This window comes from Kribbella sp. NPDC051718 (assembly GCF_040681515.1).
Classification (GTDB): domain Bacteria; phylum Actinomycetota; class Actinomycetes; order Propionibacteriales; family Kribbellaceae; genus Kribbella.
This window is the reverse complement of the sequence record NZ_JBFAYZ010000007.1, coordinates 526738-549716: the sequence shown is the minus strand read 5'-3', so window position 1 is coordinate 549716 and position 22979 is coordinate 526738. Positions and strand designations below refer to the sequence as shown.

Annotated in this window: 20 protein-coding genes; 16 read left to right on the top strand and 4 right to left on the bottom strand. The window is 67.1% G+C overall.

Features of this window, described 5'->3' with window-relative positions; all coding sequences use genetic code 11:
• Positions 1–56 precede the first annotated feature (56 nt).
• From AB0M15_RS27855 to AB0M15_RS27845, 3 genes are all read left to right on the top strand, one after another.
• Entirely contained in the window at positions 57–401 is a 345-nt protein-coding gene (locus AB0M15_RS27855; protein ID WP_363824401.1) for a MerR family transcriptional regulator, read from the top strand.
• Between the two features lie 93 nt (positions 402–494).
• Positions 495–1190, top strand: coding sequence for a GAF and ANTAR domain-containing protein (locus AB0M15_RS27850; protein ID WP_363824400.1), 696 nt, complete (start codon positions 495–497; stop codon positions 1188–1190).
• A gap of 325 nt (positions 1191–1515) precedes the next feature.
• Positions 1516–2007: a DinB family protein gene (locus tag AB0M15_RS27845; protein ID WP_363824399.1), complete on the top strand. Its 492-nt coding sequence runs from the start codon at positions 1516–1518 to the stop codon at positions 2005–2007.
• A gap of 47 nt (positions 2008–2054) precedes the next feature.
• On the opposite strand, the gene AB0M15_RS27840 is transcribed toward AB0M15_RS27845, so the two are convergent.
• Positions 2055–2513: a VOC family protein gene (locus AB0M15_RS27840; RefSeq protein WP_363824398.1), complete on the bottom strand. Its 459-nt coding sequence runs from the start codon at positions 2511–2513 to the stop codon at positions 2055–2057.
• Positions 2514–2662: 149 nt separating this feature from the next.
• On the opposite strand from AB0M15_RS27840, the gene AB0M15_RS27835 reads away from it, so the two are divergent.
• From AB0M15_RS27835 to AB0M15_RS27820, 4 genes are all read left to right on the top strand, one after another.
• Positions 2663–4024 carry an amidohydrolase gene (locus tag AB0M15_RS27835; protein ID WP_363824397.1) on the top strand — a complete coding sequence of 454 codons (1362 nt, stop codon included), beginning with the start codon at positions 2663–2665 and terminating at the stop codon, positions 4022–4024.
• A 220-nt stretch (positions 4025–4244) separates the two neighbouring features.
• Positions 4245–4586 carry a YciI family protein gene (locus AB0M15_RS27830; protein WP_363824396.1) on the top strand — a complete coding sequence of 114 codons (342 nt, stop codon included), beginning with the start codon at positions 4245–4247 and terminating at the stop codon, positions 4584–4586.
• A 99-nt stretch (positions 4587–4685) separates the two neighbouring features.
• On the top strand, positions 4686–5504 hold the full coding sequence (locus AB0M15_RS27825; RefSeq protein ID WP_363824395.1) for a dienelactone hydrolase family protein: 819 nt from the start codon (positions 4686–4688) through the stop codon (positions 5502–5504).
• A gap of 242 nt (positions 5505–5746) precedes the next feature.
• The gene (locus AB0M15_RS27820) at positions 5747–6505 is read left to right on the top strand and encodes a hypothetical protein (RefSeq protein WP_363824394.1); all 759 of its coding nucleotides are present in this window, start codon (positions 5747–5749) and stop codon (positions 6503–6505) included.
• A gap of 2 nt (positions 6506–6507) precedes the next feature.
• On the opposite strand, the gene AB0M15_RS27815 is transcribed toward AB0M15_RS27820, so the two are convergent.
• Positions 6508–8043: a glycoside hydrolase family 71/99-like protein gene (locus AB0M15_RS27815; RefSeq protein WP_363824393.1), complete on the bottom strand. Its 1536-nt coding sequence runs from the start codon at positions 8041–8043 to the stop codon at positions 6508–6510.
• Between the two features lie 288 nt (positions 8044–8331).
• Between AB0M15_RS27815 and AB0M15_RS27810 the strand changes: the two genes are divergently transcribed.
• The 5 genes from AB0M15_RS27810 to AB0M15_RS27790 all read left to right on the top strand — a co-directional run bounded on the left by AB0M15_RS27810 (position 8332) and on the right by AB0M15_RS27790 (position 13285).
• Positions 8332–9990: a Mu transposase C-terminal domain-containing protein gene (locus AB0M15_RS27810; protein ID WP_363824392.1), complete on the top strand. Its 1659-nt coding sequence runs from the start codon at positions 8332–8334 to the stop codon at positions 9988–9990.
• Entirely contained in the window at positions 9990–10745 is a 756-nt protein-coding gene (locus AB0M15_RS27805; protein WP_363824408.1) for a TniB family NTP-binding protein, read from the top strand. The genes AB0M15_RS27810 and AB0M15_RS27805 overlap by 1 nt, the downstream gene beginning before the upstream one ends.
• Positions 10742–11950 carry a TniQ family protein gene (locus tag AB0M15_RS27800; RefSeq protein WP_363824391.1) on the top strand — a complete coding sequence of 403 codons (1209 nt, stop codon included), beginning with the start codon at positions 10742–10744 and terminating at the stop codon, positions 11948–11950. Before AB0M15_RS27805 ends, AB0M15_RS27800 begins: the two co-directional genes overlap by 4 nt.
• A 143-nt stretch (positions 11951–12093) precedes the next feature.
• Positions 12094–12612 (top strand): recombinase family protein, encoded by a 519-nt coding sequence (locus AB0M15_RS27795; RefSeq protein ID WP_363824390.1) that lies wholly within the window; start codon positions 12094–12096, stop codon positions 12610–12612.
• Between the two features lie 277 nt (positions 12613–12889).
• Positions 12890–13285 (top strand): hypothetical protein, encoded by a 396-nt coding sequence (locus tag AB0M15_RS27790; protein WP_363824389.1) that lies wholly within the window; start codon positions 12890–12892, stop codon positions 13283–13285.
• A 1027-nt stretch (positions 13286–14312) separates the two neighbouring features.
• Here the strand turns inward: AB0M15_RS27790 and AB0M15_RS27785 are convergent.
• On the bottom strand, positions 14313–17102 hold the full coding sequence (locus AB0M15_RS27785; RefSeq protein WP_363824388.1) for an RHS repeat-associated core domain-containing protein: 2790 nt from the start codon (positions 17100–17102) through the stop codon (positions 14313–14315).
• On the bottom strand, positions 17063–17422 hold the full coding sequence (locus AB0M15_RS27780; protein ID WP_363824387.1) for a DUF6531 domain-containing protein: 360 nt from the start codon (positions 17420–17422) through the stop codon (positions 17063–17065). The genes AB0M15_RS27785 and AB0M15_RS27780 overlap by 40 nt, the downstream gene beginning before the upstream one ends.
• A gap of 504 nt (positions 17423–17926) precedes the next feature.
• Here AB0M15_RS27780 and AB0M15_RS27775 point away from each other — a divergent pair.
• The 4 genes from AB0M15_RS27775 to AB0M15_RS27760 all read left to right on the top strand — a co-directional run bounded on the left by AB0M15_RS27775 (position 17927) and on the right by AB0M15_RS27760 (position 22977).
• Positions 17927–19210 (top strand): ROK family transcriptional regulator, encoded by a 1284-nt coding sequence (locus AB0M15_RS27775; RefSeq protein ID WP_363824386.1) that lies wholly within the window; start codon positions 17927–17929, stop codon positions 19208–19210.
• Complete coding sequence (locus AB0M15_RS27770) at positions 19207–20739, top strand: sugar ABC transporter ATP-binding protein (RefSeq protein ID WP_363824385.1); 1533 nt, start codon at positions 19207–19209, stop codon at positions 20737–20739. Before AB0M15_RS27775 ends, AB0M15_RS27770 begins: the two co-directional genes overlap by 4 nt.
• The gene (locus AB0M15_RS27765; protein ID WP_363824384.1) at positions 20739–21827 is read left to right on the top strand and encodes an ABC transporter permease; all 1089 of its coding nucleotides are present in this window, start codon (positions 20739–20741) and stop codon (positions 21825–21827) included. The genes AB0M15_RS27770 and AB0M15_RS27765 overlap by 1 nt, the downstream gene beginning before the upstream one ends.
• Positions 21828–21927: 100 nt before the next feature.
• A complete protein-coding gene (locus AB0M15_RS27760; protein ID WP_363824383.1) occupies positions 21928–22977 on the top strand; it encodes a substrate-binding domain-containing protein in 1050 nt (349 codons plus the stop codon).
• Positions 22978–22979: the final 2 nt, after the last annotated feature.

Genomic DNA, 22979 nt, shown 5'->3' with positions numbered 1-22979 from the left:
AACAACCCCTTGGGCCCCGGTGCTTCGGCACCGGGGCCCTTCGGCATGGAGGTTCGATGACCCCAGACCTGTACACGGAGACCCCGATGAGCTCAACCCCGGCCGGGACGGCCAATTTCGACGATGACGACTACCCCGCCTTCACGGTGGGCCGGGCCGCGGAGATGCTCGGCACCACGCCGGGGTTCCTGCGCAGCCTGGACGAGGCGAAGCTGATCACCCCGCAACGCTCCGAGGGCGGTCACCGTCGCTACTCCCGCTACCAGCTACGCCTGGCAGCCCGCGCTCGCGAGCTCGTCGACCAGGGCACCGCGCTTGAGGCGGCTTGCCGGATCATCATCTTAGAAGACCAGCTCGCCGAAGCCCTGCGGATCAACGAACAGCGACGCGAACAGGCCTAGCGACGAGTGCCGCGTTCTCGTCGATTCGGGGCATGATGTGGGTAGTGAAGCTCTCGTACGGCGGGGGTTCCTCGATCCTGCCCGGGAGCTTTGGTGACGTCTTCTGATTCTGCTGCGCCGCTGGATGCTGACGCATTCGCCCGGTTGGCTCTTGAGTTGCATGATGCTGACGGCTTCGATGAGACCGTCGAGGCGGTGGTGCAGTTCGCGCTCCAGGCCGAGAATTGCGCCTACGCCGGGGTCGCGCTCGCAACGACTGGCGGCGGGGTCGAGATCGGCGCAGTCACCGATCCGCTCGTCGAAGCGATCTATACCGCCCAGATCAACGCCGCCGACGGGCCGATGCTCACAGCACTGGCCTCCGGGACAACCGTCTACATCGCCGACGTCGACAAGGAATCCCGCTGGCCGCACTGGCTGAGTGCGGTCGCGGCGGCGAAGATCCGCAGCGCGCTGCACGTCCCGATGAGAGCCGGTCACAAGATCATCGGGGTGTTGTCGCTCTACACCCACCACCCGGACGCCTTCAATGCCGACGACGAGGCGATCGCGCACCTCCTGGCGCAGCATGCCGCGGTCGCGGTCGCGACCGCACGGCACGAGGAAACGATGGCCCGGGCCGTCGACGCCCGCAAACTTGTCGGGCAGGCGATGGGCATTCTGATGGAACGCTTCGACCTCACCGGCGACCAGGCGTTCGCCGTCCTGCGGCGCTACTCCCAAGACACCAACACGAAACTGCGCGACGTCGCCCAGCACCTCATCGACACCCGAAAGCTCCCCTCCTGACGCCGGACACGGCGTACCGATCGGGCTGCCTGATCGACAGGAAAAGTGAGAGTCGCCGTCGGCGTTAGCGGCGAGCCCGCGAGGGGCACCGACCCGCTAGGACGACCTGGTTGCTCGAGCAGCCGGGGAGGTCTAGGTTCCGGCGTTGAGACACCAGCGCTGGAACCGCCCCCCGGCCGTCTCGCCGAGATGAGCACGAGGCCGGTGTCAGCGATTCCTTCCGGTGGCGCGAAGCGCTTGCCTGAGGCAACACCGGCAGGGTGGGCCAGCTGGCGCCCGTCGCGATGGACGAAAAGCGGTCGCTGGGGTGTCTAGGGTCGGGGGCATGATGCGTCGACGGCCGCTGGGGAATGCGGGGGAGCGGGAGATGGTGGGCGGCTGGCTGGATTGGCAGCGGGCTACTGTGCGGTTGAAGTGTGAGGGGTTGTCGGATGGGCAGGCGCGGTTGACGCCGTTGCCGGGGTCGCCGCGGATGTGCGTTGCTGCGTTGGTGGCGCATCTGCGGTGGGTGGAGCTTTCGTGGTTCGAGGTCAGCTTCGTGGGGGCGAGGGAGTTGACGGCGCAGGATCCTTTGGAGCTTGCGGATCCACCCGGTACGCCGCTAGCGGTCCTGCTCGATGAGTACGACGCGCAGTGTGCTCGTTCCCGCGAGATCGTGGCTGGGCATCAGCTCGACGAGTTGGAGGCGTGGGCGCCCGAGGGGCTGGAGTTGGTCTCGCTGCGCTGGATCGTCGGTCACCTACTCGAGGAGACCGCACGCCACCTCGGCCACCTCGACGCCCTCCGCGAACTGATCGACGGCACCACCAACTACTAGTCCGCCCACAGCTACGGGCCCGACTGCGCCGCGGAGGCCATCAGGCCCTAGCCGATGCAGAACTCGTTGCCTTCGGGGTCTTGGAGGATCAGGTAGTACTCCGGGTCGGCAGGGTTGTCGTCGCGGATTCGGTGCTCGATGGTGGCGCCGATGGCTACCAGCTCGGCGGCTTTGCTGTCGACCAGTTCGATCCGGCGCTCCTGGGTGAGGGAGTTGTCGCGGCCTGTGGGGTACAGGTCGAGGTGCAGGCGGTTCTTGCCGGCCTTCGCCTCGGGCACCTTCTGGAACCACAGCGGCGGTCCGGCACCGGCGGGATCGAACAGTCGGTCGGTGAACGCGGCCTGCCCGTCGAGCCGCCCCCGGTAGTGCGCCCACCAAGTCGGCTCATCCTCGGCATCAGAAGCCGGCGGAGACGGCGGCGTCCGCACCCAGCCGAGGGCTTCCTGCCAGAAGAGGGCGAGTCGTTCAGGGTCGTTCGCGTCGATCGTCAATTGCCAGAAGACCATCAACAGAAGTTAGCTCGGCGCGGGGGCGTCGGTGGTGACCAGGTGGACGAGGGTGTCGATGACCGCGTCGGGGCCGCCGGGGTCCAGGCGATGCGCCGCTGGATGGATCAGACTGCTAGGCGACGGTCAGTCGGGGTTGTGGAGGAGACATGGCGCGGTTGGTGATCCGGAACTGTTCTGTCCTGGTGGTGCCGGCGGAGGGGGAGTGCCGGGTCGACGAGTATCAGGACATCGTGATCGAGGACGGGGCGATCGACGAGGTGATGCCGACCGGCGCGCTCGCTGCCGCGGCCGACATCGAGGAGCTCGACGCGACCGGGCTGATCGCCGTACCGGGGTTGGTGAACTCGCATACCCACAGCCCGATGGTGATGATGCGGGGCGCGGCCGAGGACGTCTCGATCGACGACTGGTTCAATCGGAAGATCTGGCCGATGGAGCTGAACCTGACGGCCGAGCGGGTGAAGGTCGGGGCCCGGCTCGCTTGTGCGGAGATGTTGCTGGCTGGGGTCACCACCTTTGTGGATCACTACTTTCACGCCGATCAGATCGCGGCCGCTGCGCTCGAGACCGGGATCCGCGCTGATCTCGCGCCGACCTTCTTCTCTTCCACCGGCACGGACGGTCGCGAGGCGGCGTACGAGGCGGCTCGGCAGCTCCGCGCGCTCGGCAAGAACGCCGCAAGAAACGGACTGCCCCGGATCACCGCGAGTCTCGGACCGCACGCCACCTACACCGTCTCCGAAGAAGACCTGACCCGTACTGCGGAAGTCGCGCAAGCCGAAGGATTCCGCATCCACCTCCACGCCGCCGAGACAGCCGACCAGACCCAATCCTCGATAGATCGCCTCGGCGCGACCCCCATCGAAGTACTCGATCGCACCAACGTTCTCCAAGCGGGCGCCCTGATCGCCCACGGCTGCGGCATCACCGACGCCGACCTCCCCATCCTGGCGAAGCATGCGGCCCGTACGACGGTCGCCGCCTGCCCCAAGGTCTACCTGAAACTCGCCATGGGCCCGACCACTCCGGTCAGGCAACTCTGGTCGGCAGGCATCACCGTCGGCATCGGTACCGACGGAGCAGCCGTGCACAACACCCTCGACGTCTGGGAATCCCTGCGGTTGCTGGCGTTGACGCAGAAACAACGCGAACAGGACGCCGAGTGGATGACCATCTCGGACACCCTCCGCCTCGCCACGAGAGGAGGCGCCGCAGCAGCCGGCCTGGCCAACGAGATCGGTGCGATCGAGCCCGGCCGACGCGCCGACATCGCACTCGTCGAGCTGTCCGGGCCACACTGCCAACCACTACACGACCCAAGAGCCGCGCTGGTCTATTCGGTCCGCGCCTCCGACGTCGTCACGGTAGTTGTCGACGGCAACATAGTTGTCAAGGACCGCGAGCTGACCACCGCAAACCTCGGCGAGATCCTCGCCGACGCCCGCGAACTCGCGCACACCCTGGTCGACCTCTCCCGCGGCGGCGCCGTCCAGCACTACGCGCCGTAGCGCCGGAGAGCGCTCCCGGCAGCGACGGCGCTCCAGCGCGGCGACGGCGGTCGAGGGCGGCGATGGCGGTCCAGGGCGGCGATGGCGCTTGATGGCAGTGACGGCGCTTGACGGCAGTGACGGCGCTGGCCGGTGGCAGGTGTCGAGCGCGGCGATCGGATTCCGACGTAGCTGGTGTAGCGCCCGACAGCGGAGCGCGGCGAGACGAACGAGGAGAGTGATGAAGTACATGCTGCTGATCCGGCCGGACGACGACTACTCCGGTGGTGTGCCCGCGGAGATGATCGCGGCCACCGAGGCGTGGGTGCGGGAGATGACCGAGCGCGGCGTACGCCGGGAAGGCGCGGCCCTCCGTCCACCCGCGGAGTCGACCGGCGTGCGCAGGAAGGCGGGCAAGGTGATCACCACGGACGGCCCGTTCGCCGAGTCGAAGGAGCAGATGGGCGGCTACGACCTGATCGACTGCCGCGACCTCGACGAAGCGATCGAGATCGCCTCCAGCCACCCGATCGCCGCAGCCGGCATGGTCGAGATCCGCGCCCTGACCGACGACTTCGACTGACTCCGGCGGCTCGAAAGGCTGGAAACACAGCGCGTTAGCGGGGGAGCGCTCTCCGGCGTTCTAGGCTGAGAGCCCGACCACCATGAGGAGACTCGACGGATGACTGACGCCGCCCCGACCTCGACGCTGACCGGCTGGGTGAAGGCGCCTTTCACCGGCGCCGGGCTCACCCACGACTGCTACGAGAAGGGTGAAGGGCCGGGCGTCGTGCTGATCCCGGAGATTCCTGGGATCACGCCGCAGGTGCTTGGGCTTGCGGACCATCTGGTCGACGAAGGCTTCACCGTGGTGATCCCGTCGCCGTTCGGTACGCCGGGCAAGCCGGAGTCGGTCGGATACGTGCTGGGGACGGTCGCCAGGCTGTGTGTGTCGGCGGAGTTCCGGGCCTTCGCGGTCGACGCCAAGCGGCCGATCACGGCGTACCTCCGAGCAGTCGCCGCCGACCTCGCAGCCCGTACGCCGGGACGTGGCGTCGGCGTCATCGGGATGTGCTTCACGGGCGGATTCGCGCTCGCCACGGCGGTCGAGTCGAGCGTGCTGGCGTCGGTACTGAGCCAGCCGGCCGCGCCGTTCCCGGTCTCCGCGAGCCGTCGGCGCGACCCCAGCATGTCGCAGGAAGAACTGGCGCAGGTGGTCGAGCGGACCCGCACCGACGGACTGTGCGCACTCGGCCTCCGCTTCACCCGCGACCGCGCCGTACCACCGGAGCGCTTCGCCACTCTCCGCGAGCACCTCGGCGACGCCTTCGAGGTGATCGAGCTCGACTCCAGCCCGGGCAACCCCGGCGGCTTCGCGAAGAGCGCCCACGCCGTCCTCACTGCCGAGGTCCGCGAGACCCCCGGTCACCTGGCCCTCGCCGCTCGCACCCGAACTGTCCAGTTCCTCCACAACCAGATCGACTCGAACGGTCGCCCGTAGTGCCGGAAGTGTTAAGGGAGCGTATGGAATTCGCCCGCTGTGATTAGCCCCCGGGCACACCGGGGAGAGTGCAACAGAAGTTGAAGTAGGGGGTGGGTTTCCGGTACCCGGAAGGGCCGAATCGTTGCTGTGTGCAAGGCGTGTTCAGCCCTGCGTGATGCTCCTCGATTTGCTCTGGCCGCACCCCCTTCCGGCATGGCACCATCGGCCACCGGGGGAAGCACACATCAGGGGGCGAACGAATGGCGAAGGCCAAGCGGGCCAGTGACCGGAGCGCGAACGACATGGTGGTCGAAGGAGCAGGACGCACGGGCCAGAACGGCCGTGGCCCACTACGCGTCCAGAACGGCCACGGGCCCAACGGCACCGGTTCCAACGGCAGCGCGACCAACGGTCCTGCCAGCAATGGCGGAGCGAACGGCGGGGCCAACGGCTTGCCGCCGAACGTGACGCCTCCCGGCCGGCTGGTCCCACCGGACCCGGTGCCTGGGCAGCCCGCCAGTCCCGAGCCGGCCCGTCCGTCCGGCTTCGGCACACCGGTCAAGGTCGACGAGATCGCCCTGGCCGCCATCGCGCTGTCCGAGGGCCTGATCGCGGCGACGCGCGGCCTGCCGGAATCGGTTGCGTCACGCCAGCTCCGCCGCGATCTCGACCAGGCGGCCGACACCTTCCGTACGGTCGCCAGCGAACTCGAAACGACCGCAGGCAACCTGATCCGGCTGGCCGCGACCGAGGGCCAGACCTGCGGGGTCACCTGGGGCATGTGCGAGGACCATGGCCTGACTCTGATGGCCGTCGGTGAAGTGGTGACCTGTCACGTGCTCGGCTGCTACCGCGAGCAGCAGGCAGTCGTCGAGCCCTGCACCCAGCCGGTCGCGTACCGGGTGGTCGACGTGGCCGGCCCCGCCCTTCTCACCTGCGCCGGCCACGCCATCGCTTGCCGCCTGCACCTCGATGGTGCGGTCATCACCCTCGCCACCGACAGCCTGGAACTCCTTTAAAACTAGGAGATCCGGCAGGACGTCAACTGGTCGTTCGCGTTGGGGGACAGGGCAACGAAGTTCGCCGTGTCCGCCGTCCGCGTCCAGGTCTGTCCGGTGAAGTTGTCCTCGGCGTAGATCGTCACCGTCCAGCCGGCCGGCACCTTGACCGACGACGCCCAGTTGTCCTGGACGCCGGCCGCCGCCAGCTGCGCGCGGGTGTAGTTGCCCTTGGCAAGCGCCTGGCCGGCGGTGCCGCCGTAGTCGATGTGCTGGTAGAAGATCACGCCGCCGCTGCCCTGGTTCGGCATCGGCTGGGTCGGCCGCGTCGCGGTCACCGGGATCTGCCCCTTGAACATCCGGCCACCGTCATTGGTGAGCCGCAGGTAGTAGTCCGACGAACACGCCGTCCCGTCCTCGTCGAGGGCGCGAATCCCTGACCCGTTGGGGATCCAGGCCTGCGTCTCGGCCGTCTTGGCGATCTGGTTGCCCTCGTTGTACTCGTCGAACATCGAGATGTACATGCCCTGCACGCCGACCCGGGTGAGGTTGTAGAACTGCCGCCACATCAGGTCGCCGTGATGCCGGTGCCCGGACTGCAGATCACCCGGGATCACGCAGGGCTGGTAGTCGATCCCGTGCGCGTTGCAGTCGGCCTGGTCCTGCTGATTCACGTTGTTGTAGTAGTGATCCGCGCCGGCGACGTCGCTGATCCGGCCGACCATCCACGGCGAGATCATGTTGAAGGCGTGGTACACCTCGAGATATCCGGGCCGCGAGTCCTCGTTGCCCGGCAGCCAGTGCGTCGGCACCCCGCCGATCACGTAGCAGCCCTGGCCCTTGAACCAGTTGATGACATCGAGACAAGCCGAAGCAGGGAAGGCCTTGTTGGCCTCGTTGAAGCCGAAGCCCCAGATGCAGACGACCGGCTTGCCGTTCTGCTTGGCGTACGCCGGTGACGACGTGTACGCCTTCATCTTGTTGGTCCAGTCGGTCTTCATCTCCGACTGCATGTTCGTCCAGTCGGTCGCGTCGTACATGATGTAGAACTTGCGCCCGTACTGCTCGGCGGCCTGCCGGACCTTGGCCGCCATCGCGTCCCGGGTCGGGCCCTCACCGCCAGTGGGGTTGAACCGTTGCAGGGCGGCCGTGTCGCAGCCGTTCTGCTGCATCCACTGGAAGTGCGTGTTGACGGTCTGCTGGTCGTACGACGAGAACAGCTTGGCCGGCTGGCCGTTGCCGAGATTCGCGTACGCCGTCTGGTAGGTCGCCGTGTACTCGCGGACGTCCGGCCAGCTGACGATCGTGGTGTTGGTCGGCGACGGCGGCTGACCGGCGTTGCGGCTGTAGTGCCACCAGCTGTTGATCGGGGCACCGTCGCCGATGCAGGCGAACCAGCCCTGGTAGCCGACGGTGATCTTGCCGACCACGTCACCAGGCCCACTGGCGACCGGGGTCGCGGTGGTCGCGGACGAGGGCAGAGCGGTGCCGATGGTGGTTCCGGCGGCTGCGGCGGTGGCTGCTGAGGCAGCCAGGAAAGAACGGCGTGTCAAAGGCATTGCAGGCTCCTGAAAGGGGGCGGACAGGACTGCGGAGAGTGCCGCGAGCGTACAAACGGGCGCTTCAGAGCGCAAGGCCGGGTGCAAAATTTGAAGAAGAGTCTGCAAATTTTGGACTGACACAGAACTGTCGTCCGGCAGAAACTTGTCGATGTCCGAAGTCGTCTGCACAGATTCACCGCTCCGAAGTGGCCGGTTTGCGGGCGAGTGCGAGTCTTCATGGTGTACCGGAGTCGTCTGCACTAGCGTCACCAGCTCGGTAGTTGCTTCGGGCATGGAGACGGTGCGTTGGGCGAGGACGAGGTATCTGAACGCGGCGTACTGACGGCGCCGGACGGGCTGTGGGAGACCGCTGTACGGCAGGCCGCGGTGATCAGCCGCCTGGCCGCGCTCGACACGGCCGGCGTGACCGCTGTGGACGCTGCGGCTGACGAGCTCGGGTTGTCGCGACGCCAGGTATACGTGCTGCTGGGCCGGTGGCGTACCGGCGGCGGTGTGGTGTCGGACCTATTGCCCGGCCGGTCCAGTGGCGGTCGCGGCGGAAGCCGGTTGCCCGACGATGTTGAGGCGATCGTGAGGCAGGTACTGCATGCTCGCTACCTGACCCGGCAGCGGCGATCGGTCGCGGCGGTCTGCCGTGAGATCACCAGGCTGTGCCGGGTTCGCGGCCTGCAGGTCCCGTCGCGCGGCACGGTGCTGCGGCGGGTGGCGCAGCTGGATCCGCTGAAAGCCACGAAGGCACGGGAAGGGCGGGACGCTGCCCGGCCGAAGCAGTCGGCCGGCGGTGTCGGGCCGGAGCTCACACAGCTGTTGCAGCAGGTGCAGATGGATCACACGCCGGTTGATGTGATCGTGGTCGACGAGCGTCAGCGACTGCCGATCGGCCGCCCGTACGTGACGGTCGCGATCGACGCCGCGAGCCGCTGCATCGTGGGCCTGGTGGTGACGCTCGAGGCGCCCTCGGCGACGTCGGTCGGGCTGTGCCTGGCGCGGATGGCAACGGGAAAGCGGGCCTGGCTGGAGCAGTTGGGTGTGGAGGCGGCGTGGCCGATGAGCGGGAAGCCGTACGAGTTGTACGTGGACAACGCGAGCGAGTTCAAGAGCGAGGCGTTGCGTCGCGGTTGTGAGCAGCATGGCATCGCGTTGTCGTACCGGCCGCCGGGCTTGCCGCACTTCGGCGGGATCGTGGAGCGGGTGATCGGCACGATGATGAGCCTGGTCCACGATGAGCTGCCCGGTACGACGTTTTCGAACGTCGCGGAGCGCGGCGGCTACGATTCCGATGGTCGCGCGGTGCTGACGATGGCGGAGCTGAACGCTTGGCTGGTGCTGGCGATCGCCTGCTACCACGGCCAGGTGCACGACGGGCTGGGCCGGACGCCGGCCGCGGTCTGGGCCGAGCTCGCGGATCGGGACGGTATGCCGGGCACGGTCTCGAACGAGACAGCGTTCCTGATCGACTTCCTGCCGGTCATCCGGCGCACCATCACGCGCAGCGGGTTCGTTGTCGACCACGTGCAGTACTACTGCGACGCGCTCAAGCCGTGGATCGCTCAGCGCGAGCAGCTCGGCAAGTTCGTGCTGCGGCGGGATCCGCGCGACATCAGCCGGATCTGGGCACTGGATCCGGACGGTACGACGTACCTGGCCGTGCCCTACCGGGTGCTGTCGCGGCCACCAATCAGTATCTGGGAGCAGCAGGCCGCGATCACCCGGTTGCGGCAGCAGGGCCGCGCCGACGTCAACGAGCAGGCGCTATTCGCCACGGTCGCGCAGATGCGCGAGATCACCGACACCGCCGCGGCCACGACCCGGAAGGCCCGCCGGGACAGGGAACGCCGTACCTCGACGCCCGCAGCCGATCCGAACGTCCTGCCTATCCCGCCTGCGCCGTTGGGTGTCGAGGTGGGCGCGGTCCGGCCGTTCGAGGTGATCGAGCAGTGGTGATCCCGGAGGTCGTTGTCGAGGGCACCGACCTGGATCTGAGTCACCTGCACGAGTCGGTGCGGCCGATCGCCGCCCTGCCGGCGGCGGAGCGATTAGGGTACGTCCGTGCCGACCGGTGGATCGGCTACCCGGCTGCCAACGAGGCGCTGCAGCGGCTGGAGACGTTGTTGGCGTGGCCGGCCAAGCAGCGGATGCCGAACCTGCTCCTGGTTGGGCCGACGAACAACGGCAAGTCGATGATCATCGAGAAGTTCCGCCGCGATCACCCGGTGGTCTCGCATGCCGACCACGAGGAGATCCCGGTCCTGGCGTTGCAGATGCCGTCGAATCCTTCGGTGACCCGGTTCTACACCGCGATCCTGACCGCGATGGGCGCACCGCTGCGCAAGACCTACCAGATCGCCCACCTGGAGCAGGTCGTGCTGCAGCTGCTCCGCAGCGCCGGGGTGCGGATGCTGATCATCGACGAGCTGCACAACGTCTTCGGTGGCACAGCTGACGCGTGCTCTCTGCTGGCCAGCTTCGCCGCGGCGTTCCCGCTGCGGCGGCCGTCGCTGATCGCCACGCCGGAGATGACGTCCTACCTGCTGACCCGGAGCGAAGGAACCATCGGCGAGCTGGCCGGCCTGCTCACCGATGCAGCGAGCGCTGCGATCGAGTCCGGAGAGGAGTCAATCAACCAGCGCACGCTGCAGCTCGCCTCGTACGCCGGACCGACCGAACGCCGGCGGCTGTTCGAGCGCGAGCTCACGTGACAGCACCACCGGCCAGGTGGCCGCTGCACCCGCCGCCGGGCCAGCTGGAGTCGTTGTCGTCGTGGCTGGACCGGCTGGCCGTGCTGTACGGCATGACCGCGAGCGATCTGGTCGGGGAGCGCAACCTTGAGCTCGGTGGCGTGACCGTGCCGCACGATCTCGACTTCGATCCGCCGTGGACAATGCTGCTCGCCCTGGCACAGCGAACCGGGATCGCACTGGGCCAGCTGCAGGCCATGACGCTGTCCGGGTGGGCGCTGTATCTGTTCGACACCCCCGGCCTTCCCCGGCCAGGCCAACAGCAGCATGTGTTCGTCAACTACGTCCGGTCCAACACGGTGTTGCTGGCACTCGGTGAGGCCGGCCACAACCAGGTCGGCGACCCGCGACGCTGGAACGGACCGTGGCGCCCCACCCACAGGCTGACCCGACAATGCCCGGTGTGCGCTGCCGACCCCGGGCGTGGCAGCTCCCTGATGTGGCAGCTCTCGGCGATGGTGAGCTGTGGCGAGCATGGCTGTTACCTGGAAGATCGCCGGCAGGTCACGTTGCACATGCTGACCCACCAGCAACCGATGCCACCCCGATCGGTGCCCGAGCCGCTGGCCACGCTGGAGCGCTACACCCATACCGCGCTGACGACGGGGTGCGTCGATCTGCCGGGCCGACAGGTCCATGCGGCGGTCTGGCTGCGGCTGCTGCGGTCCCTGCTGGACGAGGTCAGTCTCGCGCTGAGCACCCGCCGTACCGAGGCCCGCACCACGCTCCAGAAAGTGTGGGCCGCCACCGGGCTGCCCGAACGAGGTGGGCTGAACGTGTGGCAGGTCTACGAACGCCTGGAGCCGGAGCTGCAGCACTGGATGCTGCGCGCCGCAGCCGCGGCCCTTGACCTCGCCGCCAAGGGCGAGATCACCGCGTGCGGCCGGCTCGGGTCCGCGATCCAGCCGCATCGCCGCCAGTACGTTTACGACGGCGACCGCCCGGCCGCGCCTACCGCCCGGCAGGAAGCAGTCGCAGACGCCGAAGTGCTGATGGTCCAGGCCCGCACCGACCACCGTGTCGCCCGCCAGCTCCTGGTTTGGCTCACTGCCAGCTGTCCCAGCCTTGCCCAATTCGAGCAGCAACGCGCCTACCTGTTCGGCGCCGGCATCCCGGCAGCGTTCCTGCCCGGACCCGCTGGGCTCGGCCGAGACGATCTGGTCTGATGATCGCTGGGCCGTCTCAGTGGTGTCTTGGAAGTAAGGTTTCGAGAATGGCTCGTGAGACAGCCGATCCAGACGAAACAAACTCGCGAAACGCCGTTCCTGTCTCACCGGTGCAGCAATGTCAGTATCGATACTGTTGGGACATGACAGCGACGGTCGTCACCGGGATCGAGTGGGGCTACGCCCGCGTCTCGACCAAGAAGCAGGACCTGCACCGCCAGATCCACGCCCTCACCACCTACGGCATCTCCGACGGCCCGACCGGCGACGACCAGCGGCTGTACGTCGACAAGCTCACCGGCAAGCACTTCAACCGGCAGGGCTGGCTGGAGCTGCGGCCCCGGCTCCGCGCCGGCGACGTCCTCACCCTGCCTGAGCTAGATCGGCTGGGCCGGACGCAGACCGAGATGCTGCACCTGTTCAACGAGCTCACCACGATGGGCGTGGACGTCAACGTCATCGGCGGGCCTATCCCCTTCGACACTCGCCAACCCGGTCCCGTGACCGAGATGGCCAAGGCGCTGCTGCTGTTCCTCGGCCAGGTCGAGCTGATCTACAAACAGGAGCGGGTCGCGTCGGCCCGAGAGTCGGGCAAGACCGCGCACCGGCCCCGCAAGCTCACACCTCAGCTCGAGGAAGACCTGGCGGGCGAGTTCTGCTGAGACACCCGTCGCCGAGCTCGCCGCGAAGTACGGCGTCTCCCGGGCGACGGTGTACCGGATCGCCCGGGAGCACCAGGTCAAGAGCAGCTCTCGTCGAGCGTTCGTCCCGGCCGGCCGGGGTAAGTCGTTGACGCCCGGCCAGGTCGGCACTGCCCGGCAGCTGAAGGCCGACGGTATGTCGATCCGGGCGATCGCTGAAGCTATCGGGTCCAGCCGGGCGACAGTGCATCGCACTCTCGGTCTGGAGCCAGTCGTTTCCGCTGCTACACAAAGCCAAGTGGACCCTCGTCGCCTTGCCTGCCCTAGCTGTGGCGATACTCCTGGCAACAACTCCGAGGCGGCGCGGTTGCGCGAAGAACTCCAGACTGAGTGGTGGTCGGCATCAGACCAGGACCCGGCCCGGATCGTAGTGACGCAGCACTGCGGCCGGTGCCAGCCGCACACGGTCTACGCGATGGCGTGCCTGGCCTGCGGCGACGGACCGCTTCTGGCCGGTGAGCTCGCTGAGCTCGCCCGCGACGCCGACCCGCAACAACTGCCGGCGGTCGTCACCGAGCAGCTCATTGCCGATGAGTGGCAGTGGGCAACGACGTCTTCCGGGACCGGGTGGATCTGCCGCCGGGACGCGGCCGCACAGCAGCCGAACCCGATCCGAATTGAGGCATCGCGGTGATCTAAGAACTCCGGGGGTGTCGGTAAGGAATGTGTCACCAGCGGCAAACGGCAAGGTGTAGCGCTGGAGTCGTAAGGGCGGGAGGATTGGGTTGGCCACGAGTTGAGCTCGTCGCCGACCCAATGCACCACTTTCCTCGGTCGGCCTTCGGCTGGTCGGTCACACATCTGACACACAAGCTCACCTGGCATTATCACCAGATCGAGCAGGTGAGTTTAAGTAAAGAGACTGTCGACCCTGCTCCCGGACCTCAAGGCAACAAATCCTTAAACGAATCGCGATCTCACGGACTGCTTACATCGCGCGTCGGCGCGCGTCCACAATGTTGATCCCCACCCAAGCCATCAATGCTCCTGCCGGTACGCCGACAACGATCAAGATCAGAGTGGTCCAGCTGAAGAGGGGGTCTTGATCGGCTTGCGATAATGAGATCAGAACGAGAGGCACAACGATGACGCCGATAAAATACCGGTATCTTCTTTCCTCTTTGGATAATCGCGCAGATCCGTTTGTCAACATGCACCTCATCCCTGTGAAGGAACCGTAAACGGCGCCACTAAGGCCTCCGTAGACCACGCCTAACTCGCCTAACGGCTGTTCCGTTGTTCCCCGAGGCCGATGACAAGCGCCGCGCGATCCTCGCGCGTCGCGCCGAAGATGACAGCCGTCGGGCCATCGCTGTCGGTGCCAGGTGAGTCTGGCTGCCGTCAGCCAAGCCGATGTCATCGACCCCGCGGACAGTTGGCCGAAATCGCCGTCGGCCGGCCACGAGCTGAACTCGTGGCCGGCCAGTGCGCTACTTTCCTTGGTCGACTGGCTTTAGCCGGTCGAAATGAAGCAGCTTGTCAATTCAAAGATTTAGAGCCAGCCAGGAAAATGACGCCCGGAGCCGCTGTAATGGCTGCCGCCACTGACAACCAGACTGCTTGCGCCCTGGGAACATCAAACTTTCCCAGAAGAAGCCCAAAGACACCAAATCCAAGAAGAATGCAGACCGTTGCCGCAATTCTCGCTCTTTTCGAAATATTTATAATCTTGATCCAATCGCATAACCCAGACCGCCAATAAATCCGCCCCCAATAGCATATGGGAGCGTCACAGCAGCACCTGCAACGCAGCCCGCAGCACCGGTAACAGGCCCTCCAAAGCTACCTGAGACCGCGCCAGCAATACAACCAAGTCCCTCGATAGTGACACTAATGCCCGCGCCGACTCTGCCGATGTCATCGAGGTAGTCGCCGATGTCATCATCGTCTTCACTATCGCGCCCGGTCGGATCGATGAAGTTGCGGGGATTGCCCGACGCATAAGCGTAGCGGCTTGCCGCATCGGGGGACATCAGTTGGCTGAGTGGGTCTTGTGCTGTCCAGTTGGCGGTGGTGGTGTCGTGGAAGCGTACGCCGTGTTTGAGCCAGCCGGTGTCTTCGTCGAGCAGGCCCTGGGTGTAGCGCAACGGGTTGGCTGCGGCAGATGTGCCAGTGGCAGATGTCTGCTTGCCGGCCGGATCGTAGGTGTAGGTCGCCGTCGCGGCGCCGGCATTGCTGACGAGGTTGACCGGGGTGCCTTGGTTGTCCAGGGCGTAGTAGTCGGTCGTCCCGCCCGGGCCCTGGAGTGCGATGGGTGATCCGCTGGGGTCGTAGTCGATGTAACTGGTCTGACCATTCTTGGTGAACGACTGCACCATCGGCACACCGTTGCGGTCGCTACGGCCGTACACGTAGCTGGTCGTCGCGCCCGCGGTGGTTTTAGAAACGAGCTCGTTCTGGTCGCTGCCACCCCAGGTGTAGGTGCTCGTGCTGGAGCCGTTGGTGCGGGTGCTGGTCTGTCCGGCGGCGTTGTAGGCGAAGGTCCCTTGTGCCGGGTCGGCGGTGCGGTTGCCGGCGGCGTCGTGGGTGTAGCCGGTGTTGGAGATCTGGTTGCCGGAGTTGTAGGTCAGCGTCTGGACCGTGGTGCCGTCGACCTTCGCGGTGAGCCGGTTACCGGTTTTGTCGTAGGTGTAGGCGTAGTCGTGGCCGCCATAGTTCGAGACGGCGGTGAGCCGGTTCGAGGTGTCGTAGGTGTAGGTCGACAGGGCCGCGTTGAGGTTGTTGGTCGACCAGCGGATGTGGCCGGTGTCGGTGGTGGCCGATGCGGACGGGCAGGACTGGCCGGAGACGTAGGGCGAGTAGCAGAACCCGGTGTCGAAGGTCTTGGTCGCGTCGTTCGACGCGCGCGACGTCCAGGTCCGCGAGACCCGCCCGGACTTGTCGAACGCGGTCTTGGTGTGCGCGGCGAAGGTCGTGTGGGCCGCGTTGGTGTTGAACCAGGTGTCGGTGCGTTTGCCGTTGTCGTCGTAGGCGAAGCCGGTCTTCTGCCCGTTCGCGGCGGTCATCTCGGTGACCTGGTTCGCGGTGTCGTAGGCGTAGCTGACGGTGCCGCGGCCATCGGTCAGGCTGGTCAGGTTCCCTGCCTTGTCGTAGCCGTACGACAAGGTTCCGCCGCCGGACGTGGCGGTCCTGGTGAGGATCCGGTTCTGGGCGTCGTAGGTGAAGGTGGTGGTGCCGGAGGCGTCGGTGCGGGTCAAGATGTTGCCGGCACCGTCGTAGGTGAACGCGACATCAGGGGTGGTGTCGGAGTACTGGATGGTCTTGATCCGGTCGGCGCGGTCATAGGCGTAGATGGTGCGCAGCCCGCGCCCGTCGCGGACGCTGTGCAGCCGTCCGAAGCCGTCGTAGTCGATCAGTATCGCGGCCAGGCTCGACCCGGCCGGCGGGGTGATCCCGGTGGTCTGGTGGTCGGTGTTCTCGCCGAAGTCGGTGACGTTGTTGCGCGGGTCGGTCGACGTGTCCAGGGTTCCGTCGGTGTTGTAGGCGACCGTCGAGGTCGCGGTGGCGGAACTGTTCGCGGAGGTGAGCTGGTTGCCGGCGCCGTCGTAGGTGAACAGGCGGTTGTTGCCCTGGGTGTCTTTACCGCCGGACGGCAGGTACTTGCTCGCGCCGGAGTTCGCGTAGGCCGCGGTCGATGTCGCCCCGGTGGGTGAGGCGACGCTGGTCAGCGATTCGCCGCCGTTGGTGGCCGGGTCGTGCCCAAAGGTCGTCACACCGCCGGCGCCGTTGGTCGAGGTCGCAGTGTCGCTGAACGGCGTGTAGGTCTTGGATCGGCCCCGTCCCAGCGGATCAACTGCCGACGTCACGAGCTCTTGGGCATTCAGGAAGTAGTCGGTCTGCGGGCCGTTGGAGGGGATCGCCTGGGTGTTGTTCGGGTCCGCGACGAGCGTCTCCCCGGCCGAGTAGTACGTGAACCTGGTGGCGGCTCCGCCGGCCGGGTTTTCCTGGGTGACCTTCTTGACCCGGTGCGATGCGTCGTACTGGATCGCGGTCTGCTTGCCGGCACCATTCGTGATCGTGGTCAGATCACCGGTCGTGGCGTCATAGCCGAAAGGGGTGTCCTTCGACGTCGCATCGGTGACCTTGGTCAGCTTGCCGCTGGTGTAGGTGTAGCCGACGCTGCGCGGGGTCCCGTCATCACCGGCCTGGGCGATCGTGACCAGGCTGCCCGACCAAGTGAAGTTCGCCGTCTTCGCGCCCGCGCCACCACGCGTGGACACGACCTGGGACAGCTTGTTCGAGGTGTAGGTGAACGTCGAGGTCTGGCCGTTGCGGTCCTTGATCGACAACAGGGTTCCCGACGTGTTGAACGTGGAGACAGTGTTGCTGGAGTGGTCGCTGATCGTCCAGCCCGACGCGGTCTTCACCATCGCGACCTTGAACCCCGCCGGCGGCGTGTAGGTCGTCGAGGTCAGCGGCTGGAACAGACCCTCGCGGCCCTCCGGCGCCAAAACAGGACCGAGTTGTCGGTGTTCAAGATGAGCTTGGTGTCTTGACCAAGGCGCATCGCCCAGCCGGCGCCCGCGGCACCTGACGGCAGTGCAGCGCCGGCGGCCAGGCGGAGGCTGTTGTAGTCCAGGCCGAGCTGGAGATCACCCTGGATCCCCGGCAACGCTAGATCGGAGGTGGTGACGAGCAGGTTGCCGGTGCCGACATCGACCGACGCCGACACCTTGTCAGAGATCGAGAACGGGATCCGCGTTGCCGACGGGCGAGGCCCGGTCAGTTGCGCGGTGAGCACCGCAGTGGTGCCGGCCTGGGCCGGCAGCACTGCGATCGCACCCCCGGAAAACAGCAACAGCGCGGCCGCGGCCGCGCTGATCGAACGACGAAGACAAACTTCGGGCGGACAAGACAGACCCCCAGTGGCGAGTTGGCTTCCCCTCATGGCCCCCAAGCCAGGGAAGAACAGGCGCGACGCTACGTGGTCAACCAGTCACCGGCAAGAGACCGAGATGGCCAACAAGTTGCAGCAACCTGCAATTCGCCACCGCTCCACTCAGCCGCCACCGAGACCGCGGCGGCTATGCACCGCGGACCGGCCCCCGAACAGGGGATCCGCACCACCAGCCGAATAGCGAAGCTGCTCGCAGGCGAAGTGTGCAGACGAGTTCGGACAACCGTGCAGGCGACTCCGAACATTGACAAAACTTCGCCGCAACATCTTGACGCCCACCTCGCCTGTACTTAGTTTGTTGGCTCAACAGACAAAGTCTGTGAGCGGCGTCACAACAGCCGCGAAATTCTCCTGTCGGGGGAGAAGGGGTGGGACCTCATGACGCTGTCCGAAAGCAGCCGGCCTGGCAGCGGTGTGGTCGCCGCCGATCACGTCTCGCTCCGGCGGAACAACCTGTCGGTCGTACTCCGGCACGTCCGTGCGGCGGGTTCCCGGTCTCGCGCCCGGATCGCCGCCGACACCGGTCTCAACAAGGCCACCGTCAGCAGCCTGGTCGCCGAACTGGTCGACCGCGGCCTGCTCCGCGAAGGCCAGGCCGAGGCCGGCGCGCTCGGCCGCCCGGGTCAGCTCGTCGAACTCGACGGCAGCGGCGTCTGTGGCGTCGGCGCCGAGATCAACGTCGACTACCTCGCCGTCACCGCCCTCGACCTGAGCGGCGAGACCGTCACCGAACGACGCGTCCCGCTCGACGTCGCCCACCTCGATCCTGCCGCGACGCTCGACCAGCTGGCCGAGCTGATCCGCGAATCCGTGACGGCCGTCGTGAGCCGTGGCGGGCAGATCGCCGGCGTCACCCTGGCAGTGCCCGGCCTCGTCCAGAGTGCGACGGGTCTGCTCAAGCTCGCCCCGAACCTCGGCTGGGCAGAGGTCCCCGTCGTCGACGAGATGCGCGAGCGCCTCGGCAGTCCGGCGTACCCGGTGCGGGTGGACAACGAGGCGAACCTCGCGGCGCTCGCGGCGTACTCGGAGATCAAGGCGGCTACCGAGCCGGATGCCGACCAGGTTCAGGACATCGTGTTGCTGACCGGTGCCGTCGGTGTCGGTGGCGGCATGGTCACCGGCGGGCATCTGCTGCGTGGCGGGCACGGGTTCAGCGGCGAGGTCGGGCACATGCCCGTCGCGCCGGCCGGCGGGACCTGCGGCTGTGGCCGGACCGGCTGCTGGGAGACCGTCGTCGGCCTGACAGCTTTGTTGAACAAGGCAACCGATTCGGACGACCCGGTCCGCGACCCGTCGCTGGACGTCGAGCAACGGCTGGCCGAGATCACCCGGCGGGCCGAGGACGGAAGCCGCCGCACGCTGAAGGCACTGGCCGATGTCGGCACCTGGCTGGGTGTTGGCGGCGCGATCCTGGTGAACATCCTCAACCCGGACGTGCTCGTGCTCGGCGGCTACTTCGCCGTCCTCGGGCCGTGGCTGAAAGAGCCGCTGGAGAGCGCGATCCGGGATCGCGTGATCGCGCCGGAAGGTGGCGGCTGCCGCGTCGTCCAGTCCCAGCTCGGCTTCACCGCCGCCGTCCGCGGCGGCGCGCAGATCTCACTCGACCAGGTCTTCCTCGATCCGACCCTCGTCGGACGCGACACCGCAGGAGTAGCCCAATGACCGAGTACGAAGTACCCGCCGCAGCCGGCGAAGATCTGCTCCGGATGACGGGCATCGTCAAGGAGTTCCCCGGAGTCCGCGCGCTCGACGGTGTCGACCTCGACATCCGCCGCGGCGAGGTGCACTGCCTGCTCGGCCAGAACGGTGCCGGCAAGTCGACCCTGATCCGCGTCCTGACCGGCGCCCACAAGCCGGACGCCGGCACGATCCACGTCAACGGCAGCCTGGTTTCGCTGAGCACCCCGGCCGACTCGATGGCCCTCGGCATCGCGGCCATCTACCAAGAGCTCGACCTCGTCCCCGACCTGACAGTTGCCGAGAACGTGTTCCTCGGCCACGAGCCCGCTCGCTTCGGCCTGACCCGCCGGCACGAGGCGAACACCAAGGCACGCGAGCTCCTCAAAGGCCTCGGCCACGGCGAGATCCCGCCGGGCCGGACCGTCGGCTTGCTGTCCGCGGCCGGCCAGCAGGTGGTCAGCATGGCCAGAGCGCTCTCCCGGCAAGCCCGGCTGATCGTGATGGACGAGCCGTCCGCGGTGCTCGACTCCGAGGAGGTCGACAACCTCTTCCGGGTGATCCGCGACCTCACCGCGCAGGGCGTCGCGATCGTCTACATCTCGCACCGGCTCGAGGAGATCCGCGAGATCGGCGACCGGGTCACCGTGCTCAAGGACGGCGCCACCGTCGCGACCGGCCTCGACGCCCGGGAGACCCCGACCGCCGAGCTGATCCGGCTGATGACCGGCCGTTCGATCGAGTACGTCTTCCCGCCCCGCAATGAGGTCGAGCACACCGCGCCGGTCGTGCTCCAGGTCGAGAACCTGTCGAGGCCGAGAGAGTTCGCCGACATCCACTTCGAGGTCCGGGCCGGCGAGATCCTCGGTCTCGCGGGACTCGTCGGGTCGGGGCGTTCCGAAGTACTGGAGACCGTGTACGGCGCGCGCAAGGCGGCGACCGGTGTCGTCCGGGTGGACGGCAAAGTGCTGCGGCCGGGTCAGGTGCAGCAGGCCGTCAAGGCGGGCGTCGGGCTGGCCCCGGAGGAGCGCAAGAGTCAGGCGCTGCTGCTCGACGAAGCCGTCTACAAGAACATCACCGTGTCGAGCCTGGGGCGCTTCGCCAGCGCCGGATTCCTCAGCGGTCACGCCGAAAGGCAGGCGGCCGAGGAGCTGACCAAGGCGCTGGACGTCCGGCCGGCAGCAGTGGACATTCCCGTCCGCAACCTGTCGGGCGGCAACCAGCAGAAGGTCGTCCTGGCCCGCTGGTTGATGAGGGACTGCCGGGTACTGCTGCTGGACGAGCCGACCCGGGGTGTGGACGTGGGAGCGCGGTCCGAGATCTACGCGCTGGTCCGCAAGCTGGCCGCCAACGGGGTCGCGATCGTGCTGGTCTCCAGCGAGGTCGAGGAAGTGCTCGGTCTGGCCGACCGGGTGATCGTGATGCGGGAGGGGCGGGCCGTGCACACGGGCCCCGCGCAGGACATCGACGAACACCAGGTTCTCGATCTGGTGATGGAAGGAAGTGCCGTGTGATGAGTGAGGAAGTCGCACGACCGGAGGCAACCAAACAGGACGAGCCGGTCCAGGGCCAGGCGATGGTCGAGGTCGACCCGACGGCAGTACGGAGCGGCCGCGGCGGAAATGCGGCGGCCGGCACCGTCGTCGGCAATCTGCTGAAGAGCGGGGCCGGCCGCAACATCGGGCTGGTGATCGCGCTGGTGCTGCTCTGCATCGTCGGCGTCGCGACCGCGGGGGACCGGTTCGCGAGTACCGCCAACGTACTCACGATCCTGCGGCTGGCCGCCGTGATCGGTGTGGTCAGCATCGGGATGACGTTCGTGATCACCGGCGGCGGCATCGACTTGTCGGTCGGCGCGATGGTGGCGCTGGCGAGTGTCTGGGCGACCACGCTGGCGACCCAGCAGATGGCCGCCGACTACGGCTGGATCTTCATGGTCAGCACCGCCCTGCTGGTCGGCGCGGCGTGTGGCCTGGTCAACGGGGTACTGGTTGCCTACGGCAAGATAGTACCGTTCATAGCGACCCTGGCGATGCTCGCCGGAGCCCGCGGACTGGCCGAGATCCTGTCCGACCGCAAGACCCAGATCATCAGCGTGAACTCGTTCGTCGACTTCTTCGGCGGCAACCTGATCGGCATCCCGGTGCTGGTCTGGATGTTCCTGCTCGTCGCCGCGGCCGGCTGGGTACTGCTCAACCGGACCACCTTCGGCCGCCGCACCTTCGCGGTCGGTGGCAACGCCGAGGCCGCCCGCCTTGCCGGTATCAAGGTCCAGCGGCACACGGTCGCGCTCTACGTGCTGGCCGGTCTGTGCTGTGGCATCGCCGCCGTGATGCTGATGGCCCGGACCACGACCGGTAGCTCCACCCACGGTCAGCTCTACGAACTCGACGCGATCGCAGCGGTGGTGATCGGCGGCACGCTGCTGTCCGGTGGCCGCGGCACGATCGTCGGCACCGTGTTCGGCGTACTGATCTTCACCACCCTGAACAACGTCTTCACCCTGAACAACCTGAGCATCTCCGCCCAGTCGGTGGCGAAGGGCCTGATCATCGTGATCGCGGTCCTCCTCCAGCAACGCCTGGCCGCCCGCGCTCCCTGACTGGGGCGGTGGGGTGGGTCAGAAATTGCGCAGCGCCTTAGATATAAGCACCACCACGAATCCCCTGTTGAGCAGCAGGAACCATCTTCTGGAGGACAAGATGTCTGTACGGACCGCCCGATTAGCAGTCACCGCCGGCCTGGTCGGGCTCAGCTCGATGGCACTGATCGCCTGCACCAGCAACACCCCCGAGGCCGAGAAGACCACCAGCACCGGCACCCAGCAGGTCGCGGCCAAGGGCAACGACGAGCCGGGCAAGAAGGTCAAGATCGGCTTCTCCGCCCCGGCCGCCGACCACGGCTGGATGGGTGCGATCACCAAGGCCACCCAGGCCGAGGCGAAGAAATACCCCGATGTCGACCTGCAGGTCGCCGAGGGCACCAACGACGTGAACCTGCAGATCAGCCAGGTGGAGACCTTCATCAACCAGAAGGTCGACGCGATCGTGCTGCTGCCGTTCGACGGCGCCGCGCTGACCGCGGTGGCGACGAAGGCGATGCAGGCCGGGATCACCGTGATCAACGTGGACCGCGAGTTCGACAGCTCGTTCGCCGCCCGCACCACGGTGCTCGGTGACAACCACGGCATGGGTGTCTCGGCCGGCACGTACATCTGTGAGCAGCTCAAGGGCAAGAAGGACGCCGTGGTCGCGGAGATCGCCGGCATCGACTCGCTGCCGCTGACCCAGGAACGCAGCAAGGGCTTCAAGGAAGCGCTCGCCGACTGTGGCCTGAAGGTCAACAACCGGGTCGCGGCCGAGTTCACCGTCGAGTCCGGTGAGAAGGCGGCCACCAACCTGTTGCAGGCGGCCCCGAAGATCGACGCGATCTGGAACCACGACGACGACCAGGGTGTCGGCGTGATGGCCGCGATCAAGAACTCCGGCCGCAAGGAGTTCTTCGTCGTCGGCGGCGCGGGCTCGGCGAACGTGATGCGGGACATCAAGTCCGGCAACTCGTTGCTGAAGGCCACCGTCATCTACCCGTCCACCCAGGGCGCGGACGGCATCCGGCTGGCCCGCCTGCTGGTCCAGAAGAAGGCCCTCGGCGACCTGGTGGAGGTCGAGGTGCCGCGCGTGGTCCAGCTGTACGCGCCGGTGGTCACCAAGGACAACGTCGACCAGTACCTGCCGACCGCCTTCGAAAGCTGACA